Annotated in this window: 2 protein-coding genes; both read left to right on the top strand. The window is 66.8% G+C overall.

Translation table 11 applies throughout. The features are described 5' to 3' along the window. Positions 1 to 3393, top strand: a 3393-nt coding sequence (locus CQ050_RS30445; protein ID WP_146121082.1) for a non-ribosomal peptide synthetase, incomplete at its 5' end; no start/stop codon positions are given. Positions 3394 to 3398: 5 nt separating this feature from the next. Next, positions 3399 to 9756 (top strand): non-ribosomal peptide synthetase (locus CQ050_RS30440; protein ID WP_146121081.1); only part of this gene is annotated, 6358 nt, incomplete at its 3' end.

The following is a 9756-nucleotide window of genomic DNA, read 5'->3' as shown; positions in this document are numbered from 1 at the left end:
CGTCATGATCCCACCCGCATCCAAGCGCTTGCTCAACAGTACGAAGCGGCCTTGCGCGCGCTGGTGGCGCATTGCGTCAGCGGTGTCCACTGCGTGACGCCATCGGACTTCCCCTTGGCGGGCCTGACTTGGGAAGGCCTGCGCGCGCTGGACATTCCCGCGCCGGCAAACCAATGGCAAGACCTTTACCCGGTGACACCGATGCAGGCGGGCATGCTGTTCCACAGCGTGTGGGATGCGGCATCGGGCGACGATCAAGCCCCGGCCTACGTGAACCAGCTGCGCGTGGATATCGACGGGCTGGACGTAGAACGCTTCCGGTCCGCATGGGCGTCGGCGCTGGCGCGTCACGACGTATTGCGCACCGGCTTCCTGCAACGCGCGGGCGCACCACTACAGTGGGTGGCGCGCGACGTCACGCTGCCGTACACGGTGATCGATGCGCGCAACCATCACAATGCATCGCATCCCGTCGCAACAGTGTTGGATGCGCAGGCGGGCACCGATCTGATGCAGGGCTTCGACCTGGCATTGCCGCCACTATTGCGCGTGACGCTGATGCGCACGGCCGAGCAGCGCTATCACTTGATCTGGACGTTCCATCATCTGCAGCTGGACGGCTGGAGCGTGACGCGGTTGCTGGGCGAAGTGCTGCGGACGTACGAAGGGCTGCCCGTGGCGGCGGGAGTAGGCCGCTATCGTGACTATCTGACGTGGCTGGCCAACAGAAACGAAACCGATACGCAGGCCTATTGGCGCGGCTGCTTGCAGGCCTTGACTGAACCCAGCCTGCTGGCTCCAGCATTGCAGGTTCGTGGCGAACGCACGGCAGCCGCCGGCTACGCGGACGTGCATACCCGGATGGACCCCGCCGCGTCGTTGGCATTGACCGAGCGCGCCCGGCATCATCGCGTCACGGTCAACACCTTGCTGCAAGCGGCCTGGGCGCGGATCTTGGCCCAAGCGACGGGGCAGTCGACGGTTGTGTTTGGCGTTACCACGTCTGGCCGGCCCGACACCTTGGCCGGCGCGCAGCACATGCTTGGGCTGTTCATCAACACCATGCCGTTGGCGGTGACCATTGCGTCCGATGCCGCGTTGGGCGACTGGCTGCGCGGCATTCAAAACCAAAACCTGACGTCGCGTGAACACGAGCACGCGCCGCTGTTCGACGTGCAGCGTTGGGCGGGCCAGGGCGGCAGCGCCTTGTTCGACACGTTGTTGGTATTTGAAAACTATCCGGTTGATGCGGCGCTGAAAACGCAGGGGTCGGCGGGGCTGCGGTTTGCCAACTTGCAGAACAACGAGCAGACGCATTACGCCCTGACGCTGGTCGTGACGCAGCAGCCTGGCCTGTCGTTGCAACTGAGCTATGACCGATCACGCGTGTCAGACGCGGTGGCGCAGGCGTTGGCGCAGCGCCTGCATTACGTACTGGCGCGTCTGGCGGCGCACGAGGGCCGCGTGGGCGCGCTGCCATTGACGCCGCCAAACGAATTGGCCTTGTTGAGTCCGAACGAAAGTGGCTTGCCGCTGTCGGCGGAGGTAGCGTCGGAGTTTGGCGCGCTACCGGTGCATCGCCAGTTTGAACGGCAGGCGCGCCTTTGGGCGGACCGTATCGCGGTGACGTGCCTTGATGCGTCGCTAACGTATGGCGAACTGGACCGCCGCGCGAATCAGTTGGCGCATCACTTGCAGCGCATGGGCGTACGTGCGGAACAGTGTGTGGGTATTGCCGCTGAACGATCGCTGGAACTGGTGGTGGCGCTGTTGGCGGTGTTGAAGGCGGGTGCCGCCTACGTGCCGCTGGACCCCGATTATCCGAATGACCGCCTGGCGTACATGCTGCAAGACAGCGGCGTGTCGCTGCTGTTGACGCAGTCCGGCTTGGCGGCGCGAATGGGCAAGCTGTCCTCGTCGACGACGCTGATGGTCTTGGACCAGATGGACGTTGCGTCCGAACCGGTCACGCCGCCCGATGTTACGCATCACCCCGAGAACCTTGCCTACGTCATCTACACCTCGGGTTCCACCGGCAAGCCCAAGGGCGCGGCCAACCGGCACGTTGCGCTGACCAATCGCTTGGCGTGGATGCAGCAGGCCTATGGTCTGAAGGCGGACGACGTGGTGCTTCAAAAGACCCCGTTCAGCTTTGATGTGTCCGTGTGGGAATTTTTCTGGCCTTTGATGACGGGCGCGCGGCTGGCGTTGGCAGGCCCGGGCGACCATCGCGATCCGGCGCGTCTTTCCGCGCTGATACGCGAACAAGGCGTGACTACGCTGCATTTTGTCCCCTCGATGCTGCACGCCTTCATCAGCCATGCCGAACAAGCGGGCGCCGAATCATGCACGACCCTGCGCCGCATCGTGTGCAGCGGCGAGGCGCTCGGGGCGGACTTGCAGGCGCGCTGCCTGGCGTTGTTGCCGCAGGCTGGGATGTACAACCTGTACGGCCCAACGGAAGCAGCGATCGACGTCACGCATTGGACTTGCGTCGACGATGATAGCGGAGTGGTGCCGATCGGCTATCCCATCGCGGGCATTCAAACGCGGGTACTGGACGCGCAACTGAACCCCGTGCCCATTGGTGTATCGGGCGAACTGTATCTGGGCGGGGTGGGCTTGGCGCGCGGGTATCTGAACCGCGCCGGCCTGACCTCCGACCGCTTCATCGCCGACCCGGACGGGCAGGGCGGCAGGCTGTATCGCACGGGCGACTTGGTGCGCTGGATGCAGGATGGGCAGCTGGAGTACCTGGGCCGCCTGGATCACCAGGTGAAGATCCGTGGCCTGCGTATAGAGCTGGGTGAAATCGAGGCCGCTATCTCGTCCCATCCAGGCGTAGAACAAGTGGCGGTGCTGGCGCAGGACGGCCCATCGGGCGCTCGTCTGGTCGCGTATGTCGCACCCGCCACAGTGGATGCCACCGCGCTGCGAAGCGCATTGTCGGCAGCGTTGCCCGACTACATGGTGCCCGCCGCCTTCACGCCGCTGAACCGCCTGCCCATCAACGCCAACGGCAAACTGGACCGCAAGGCCTTGCCCAAGGCCGAGTTCGCGGCCAGCCAGGCTTACGTTGCGCCCGAAGGCCAGGCAGAAGTGCGATTGGCCGAGGTCTGGGCGCAGGTGCTGGACACCGCTCGCGTGGGCCGGCATGACAATTTCTTTGAGTTGGGCGGCGATTCCATCGCGGTGATGGAAGTGGTGGCCGCCGTCAAGCAGGTCCACGGTATCGATGTGCCCTTACGCACGTTGTTCGATGCGCCCACCATCGCGCAATTGGTGGCATTGCCGCAACTGCACGCATTGTGGGGCGCAATGGGCGAGGGCGCCAAGGAGCGGCAGGCTGAGTTTGCCGCCATCGATTCCCTCTTGAATGAACTGGAGATGTAAGCACTATGGCAATCGATCCCCGCGCGCTGGCCGAACGCATCGCGAAGCTTGATGCGCAGCAGCGCCAGACCTTGTTGGTCAAGCTGGTTGCCCAAGGCATCGACCCCGGCAGTCTGCCCATCGTGCCGTTCCCGGATGTCATGAGGTATCCGCTGTCGTACGCCCAGCAAGGCTTGTGGCTGACGTGGCGGATGGAGCCCGAGTCATCGGCCTACAACATGGCGGGCGCGATGGCCTTGCGGGGTGCCTTGCAGCCCGAGGCACTCCGCCGGGCGGCCCAGGCCCTTGCCGAGCGGCATGCCGTACTGCGCAGCGTATTCGAGGTCGACGCAACTGACACGCCGATGCAGCGGGTCTTGACGGATGCGTTTGCGGCATGGCGGCACGAGAGCGTGGAACATCTGGACGGCGACACGCGCATTGCAGCGGCCCGCGCCCTGTACCAAGACGACGCGACGCGGCCCTTTGACCTGGCGCGCGCGCCCGCGTGGCGGGTGACGTTGATCACGGTGTCAGCCGATACACATTGGCTGTCGTTGACGATGCACCATATTCTGGCCGACGGCTGGTCGCAGGCAATCCTGCTGCGCGAGCTGGCCGCGCTCTATACGGAGCGAACCCAGGCGCAAACCCAGGGTCATCCACCCGCTCTGCCGCCGCTGCCCATCCAGTTTGGCGACTACGCCCTGTGGCAGCGTGAATGGTATGCGGCCGGCCAGTTGCCTAAACAGTTGCAGTATTGGCGCGAGCGCTTGGGCCAGGACCCGGAGCCACTGCGGCTGCCGCTGGATCGGCCCCGACCGGCGCGCCGCGATGCGGCGGCGGGCGGCTACACGTTGACCTTGCCGGCAGAGCTGGCGGCATCCGCGCGGGCCTTGGCGCAGCGCAGCGGCGCGTCCGTGTTCATGGCTCTGCTGGCGGCCTTCAAGCTGACGCTGGCGCGCTACTGCGGGCAGGATGACATTGTGGTGGGCGCACCGCTGGCCAACCGGGTTCGGCGTGAAACGCACGGGCTGATCGGCTACCTGACCAACATGAGCGTGTTGCGCACGCAAGTGGACGCCAGCCAGGGCCTGGCTACGCTGGTTGGCGCGGTGCGCGCGACGTTGCTGGACGCGCAGGCCAACCAGGACTGCCCGTTTGACCTGTTGGTGTCCGAGCTCGTGTCCACGCGCACCCCCGGGTTGAACCCGCTTTTCCAGGTCAAATGCACCGAACAGGCGGATTCTGCCGACGCCATGCCCGGCCGCTTCGCGGACCTGGAAATGCAGGGCGTGGACGATGCGGCACGCCATGCGCACTTTGATCTGAGCCTGGACTTCACGATCAGGCGCGACGAGATCCGCTGCCAGTTCGACTATGCCGAAGACGTGTTCAATGCCGACACCATTGCGCGGATGGCGCGGGCCTACGCGGCGCTGCTGCGGCAAGGCGCAGCGCAGCCGGACTTGCCGGTGGCGCTGCTTGAGCTTCCGGACGACGCCAGCCGCATTGACGGCGAGGCTGTGCAGTGGGATGACAGGGATCTGCTTGCGTTGTGGTCGCGCGCGGCGGCGCGGCAGCCGGACGGCATTGCCTTGCAAGAGGACGCGCAGGCATTACGCCATGCGGACCTGGAACGGGCCGTGCAGCGCCTGGCCGCGCAACTGCAGGCGCGTGGCGTGGCGGCGGATGTGCGCGTGGCGGTCCACGCGCCGCGCAGCATCAGTTTCGTGATTGCCATGCTGGCCGTGTTGCGCGCGGGCGGCGCGTATGTGCCGCTGGACCCAGCCTTGCCCGAGGAACGCCTGAAGCATCTGGTGCAAGACTGCGGGGCGGCCTTGATCCTAAGCGATGCGGACATGGCGTGGGCGCCCGAGATCCTGCGTCTGCCGATCCGCGCACCGCTTCGGCCGGATCAGCCCGTGCCGGCACTGGCCTTGACGCCCGTGCATCCGGATCAGGCGGCCTATGTGATCTATACGTCGGGCTCGACCGGTGCGCCCAAGGGGGTGGTGGTCAGCCGCGGCGCCCTGACTCACTACGTGCAGGGCATGTTGCACCGCTTGGCATTGCCCGGTGCGGCCCGCAGCATGGCCATGGTGTCGACGGTGTCCGCGGATTTGGGCCATACGACGCTGTACGGCGCGTTGTGCACTGGGTGCACGCTGCACCTTGTCACGCAGGATTGCGTGTTCGACCCCGACGGCTTCACCGCCTACATGGCGCGGCATCAGGTGGATGTGCTGAAAATTGTGCCTAGCCACTTGCAAGCCTTGTTGCAGGCGGCGCGGCCCGCTGATGTGCTGCCGCGCCACACGCTCGTGTTGGGGGGAGAGGCCAGCTCGCGGGCGTTGCTTGACCGCGTTGCTGCATTGGCGCCGCAATGCCGGGTGGTGAACCACTACGGTCCCACGGAAACCACGGTCGGCGCGTTGACGCAGGCGGCAACGCAGGCGCAATTCGGTCCGCTGCAAGCCCTGCCGGTCGGCACGCCGCTACCCAATATGCAAGCCTATGTACTGGATGCGTGGCTGAACCCGGTGCCGCGCGGCGCCGAAGGTGAACTCTATCTGGCGGGCGACGGCGTTGCCCGAGGCTATCTGGGACGCCCCGGCCTGACGGCGGACCGCTACGTGGCCAGCCCCTACGCGCCGGGTCAGCGCATGTATCGAACGGGCGATCGGGTACGGCAGGGCCACGACGGCAGCCTGGTGTTCCAGGGGCGCATGGATGACCAGGTAAAGATCCGCGGCTATCGCGTCGAGCCCGGCGAGGTCGCGGTGGTGTTGCGCGGCCTGCCCGGCGTGGCCGACTGCGCCGTGGTTGCGCGCGGCGAGACGGATGCGGACGCCACCCACATGCAACTGCACGCGTACGTCGTTGCAAGGCACGGCGCGGCCATCGACGGCGCCGCGCTGCGCGACGGGCTTGCCGCAGTCTTGCCCGACTACATGGTTCCCGCCACGTTCACCGAACTGGATGCGCTGCCGCTCAACGCCAACGGCAAGGTCGACCGCCGCGCGCTGCCGGCCCCGCAGGCGCTGGAAGCGGCCCGCGATACGGCGGCGGACGCGCCGGTTGGTCCCGTTGAAACCGCGCTGGCTGCGATCTGGGCCGAGGTGCTGGGCGTGGCCGAAGTCGGGCGCACGGACAATTTCTTTGAGCTGGGCGGCGACTCGATCATGAGCTTGAAAGTGATGGCGCGGGCGCGGCGGCAGAAGCTAGCCATCAAGCCGCGCCAGCTCTTTGACCATCAGACGCTACAGGCGCTGGCGGCGGCGATCAGCCCGCCCGTGGATGCGCCGGCGACTAAGGTGACGGCGGTCCCATCCGAGGGTCTGCCGGCCAAGGTTACCGCGCCCAAGGATGCGCTGGCGGATGAACCCGTCGCGGGGTCCGCCGCCGGCACGGTTGGCGTGCTGTCGCACGCGCAACAGCGCCAGTGGTTCCTGTGGCGCATGGACCCGGACAGCACGGCGTACCACGTGACCGGCGCGCTGCATTTGCGCGGCACGCTGGACCGCGACGCGCTGAACGCCGCGTTCAACGAACTGGTGCGGCGCCATGCCAGCCTGCGCACGCGCTTTGTGGCGACCGCCGACGGGCAGGCGCAGGCGGTAGTGGCCGACCCGGCGCCCGTCCCGTGGCTGACGCATGACGCGCACACGCCGGTGGACGCGCTGGCGTGCGCGCAGGCGTGGATACGCATGCCGTTCGACCTGGAAACCGGCCCCTTGCTGCGGCTGGGGTTGATCCGGCAAGCCGACGACGATCATGTGCTGGTGGTGGTGATGCACCACATCGTGTCCGACGGCTGGTCAATGCAGATCATCGTGGACGAGTTCACCGAGCTGTACCGCGCGTATGTCGACAAGCGGCCGGCGGCCTTGGCGGCGCTGCCCATCACGTACGCGGATTACGCGGCGTGGCAGCGGCGCTGGCTGGCCGACGGTGAAGGGGCGCGGCAGCGCGCACATTGGGTACAGCGGCTGGGCGGCGCGCAGCCCGTGCTTGAGCTGCCCGCCGATGGCGTGCGCCGGCCGGGCGGGCAGTATCAGGCGGCGCGCCATACGTTCTATCTGACGGAGCAGGCGGCGCGCGAACTGCGCGCCAGCGCCCAGGCCCGGCAGGCCACGCTGTTTGCGGCGCTGTTGGCGGGGTTCCAAGCGGTATTGCATCGCTACAGCCGCGAAACCGACATTCGCGTTGGCACGCCGATCGCGAACCGCCATCGTGGCAACACGGACCGGGTGGTGGGGTTCTTCGTCAACACGCAAGTGCTGCGCGCGGATTGCTCGCCGGGCGTCACTCTTGACGGTCTGTTACTGCAGGCGCGGGATGCGGCGCGCGAGGCCCAGGCGCATCAGGATCTGCCTTTCGAACAACTGGTTGACGCCTTGCAACCCGAACGAGACGGCCATTCCCCGTTGTTCCAGGTGCTGTTCAACCACCAGCGCCCGGACTATCGCGGCTTGCAGGCGCTGCCGGGCTTGCGCGCCTCGGATTACGCCTTGGGCGAACAGGCCGCGCAATTCGAGCTCAGTTGCAACACGGCGGAATTGGCCGATGGCCGCGTACAGGTGACGTTGCTATACGCGCAAGAACTGTTCGATGCGCGCACCATGTCCCAATTGGCCGGGCATTACGCCGCGGCGCTCCAAGCGATGGCCAGCGAGCCGTCGCAGCGGGTGGACCGCGTTGCCTTGTTGTCGCCGCGCGAGTGCGCCAGCCTGCGCGCCTGGAGCGGCGCGCCGCTCGCGCGCTCGGCGGTTGATGATGCCGGCAGTGCGGCGACGATCCACGGCTTGATCGAAGCGGCGGCACGCGCGCGTCCGGATGCGCCGGCCCTGACGATGGACGGCCATACGTTGACCTACGGTGAATTCAACGCGCGCGCCAACCAATTGGCGCATCGGCTGATCGCCACGGGTGTGCGCCCCGAGGCCAAGGTGGGCATTGCGCTGGCGCGATCCGCCGACATGGTGATTGCCATGGTCGCGGTGCTGAAGGCGGGCGGCGCTTACGTGCCGCTAGACCCCGAGTATCCGGAAGACCGGCTGCGCTTCATGGCCGAGGACAGCGGCGTGTCGGTGGTGCTGACCGAATCCGCGCAGCACGGCCGCCTGCCGTGGCTGGCGTCGGCGCTGCCCGATGTCGTGGTGCTGAACCTGGACGCGCTGGCGCAGGACAACAGCCCGACGCACAACCCCGCCGGCCGGACACACCCGGCGCATCTGGCCTATGTGATCTACACCTCTGGCTCGACGGGCCGGCCCAAGGGTGCGCAACTGTGCCACCACCAAGTGTGCCGCTTGCTGTCGCAGACGTCGGACTGGTTTGCCTTTGGCGCGAATGATGTGTGGACGCTGTTCCATTCCTACGCGTTCGACTTCTCGGTCTGGGAGGTGTTTGGCGCGCTGTGCACCGGTGGCCGGCTGGTGGTGGTGCCCCATGCAATCAGCCGGGACCCCGAGGCGTTCCTGGCGCTGCTGCGGCGCGAACAGGTGACCGTGCTGAACCAGACGCCATCGGCGTTCCTGCAATTGATGCAGGTGCCGGGGTTGTATCAGTCGGGCGTCGATACGTCGGGCGCCGCTGCGTCATCGCTCGCGTTACGGCAGGTGATTTTCGGCGGCGAGGCCCTGGAGCCGCGCAAGCTGCAACGTTGGTTCGACCACTTCGGCGACCAGTCGCCCGCACTGGTCAACATGTATGGCATTACCGAAACGACGGTGCACGTCACGTATCGTCGTCTGACCCAGGCCGACCTGGCGGCAGGCGGCAGCCCGATCGGCACGCGCATCCCCGACCTGGCGCTGCATGTGCTGGATAGCGAACTCAACCTGGCGCCGGTCGGCGTGCCCGGTGAACTGCACGTCAGCGGCGCGGGGTTGGCGCGCGGCTACCTGAACCGCCCGGGCCTGACCGCTGACCGCTTCATCGCCGACCCGCAGGGAAGTGGCCAACGCCTGTACCGCACGGGCGATCTGGTGCGTTGGACGCAGGACGGCCAACTTGAATACCTGGGCCGGATCGACCAGCAGGTGAAGATACGCGGGTTCCGTATCGAACTGGGCGAGATTGAAGCCAGTTTGGTGTCCCAACCGGGCGTCGAGCAAGCGGCGGTACTGGCGCAGGACGGCCCGTCGGGCACACGACTGGTCGCGTATATCGCACCGGCGTCAGTGGATATCGCCGCGCTGCGGGTCGCATTGTCGGCAACATTGCCCGACTACATGGTGCCCGCCGCCTTCGTCACGTTGGATGCTTTGCCGGTCAATGCCAACGGCAAGCTGGATCGCAAGGCCTTGCCCAAGGCCGAGTTCGCCGCCAGCCAGGGTTACGAGGCGCCCGAAGGCGCCGTCGAATCTGCGCTTGCCG

The sequence above is a fragment of the Achromobacter sp. MYb9 genome, assembly GCF_002975275.1.
Classification (GTDB): Bacteria; Pseudomonadota; Gammaproteobacteria; order Burkholderiales; family Burkholderiaceae_B; genus Achromobacter.
This window is presented reverse-complemented; position numbering and strand designations above follow the sequence as displayed.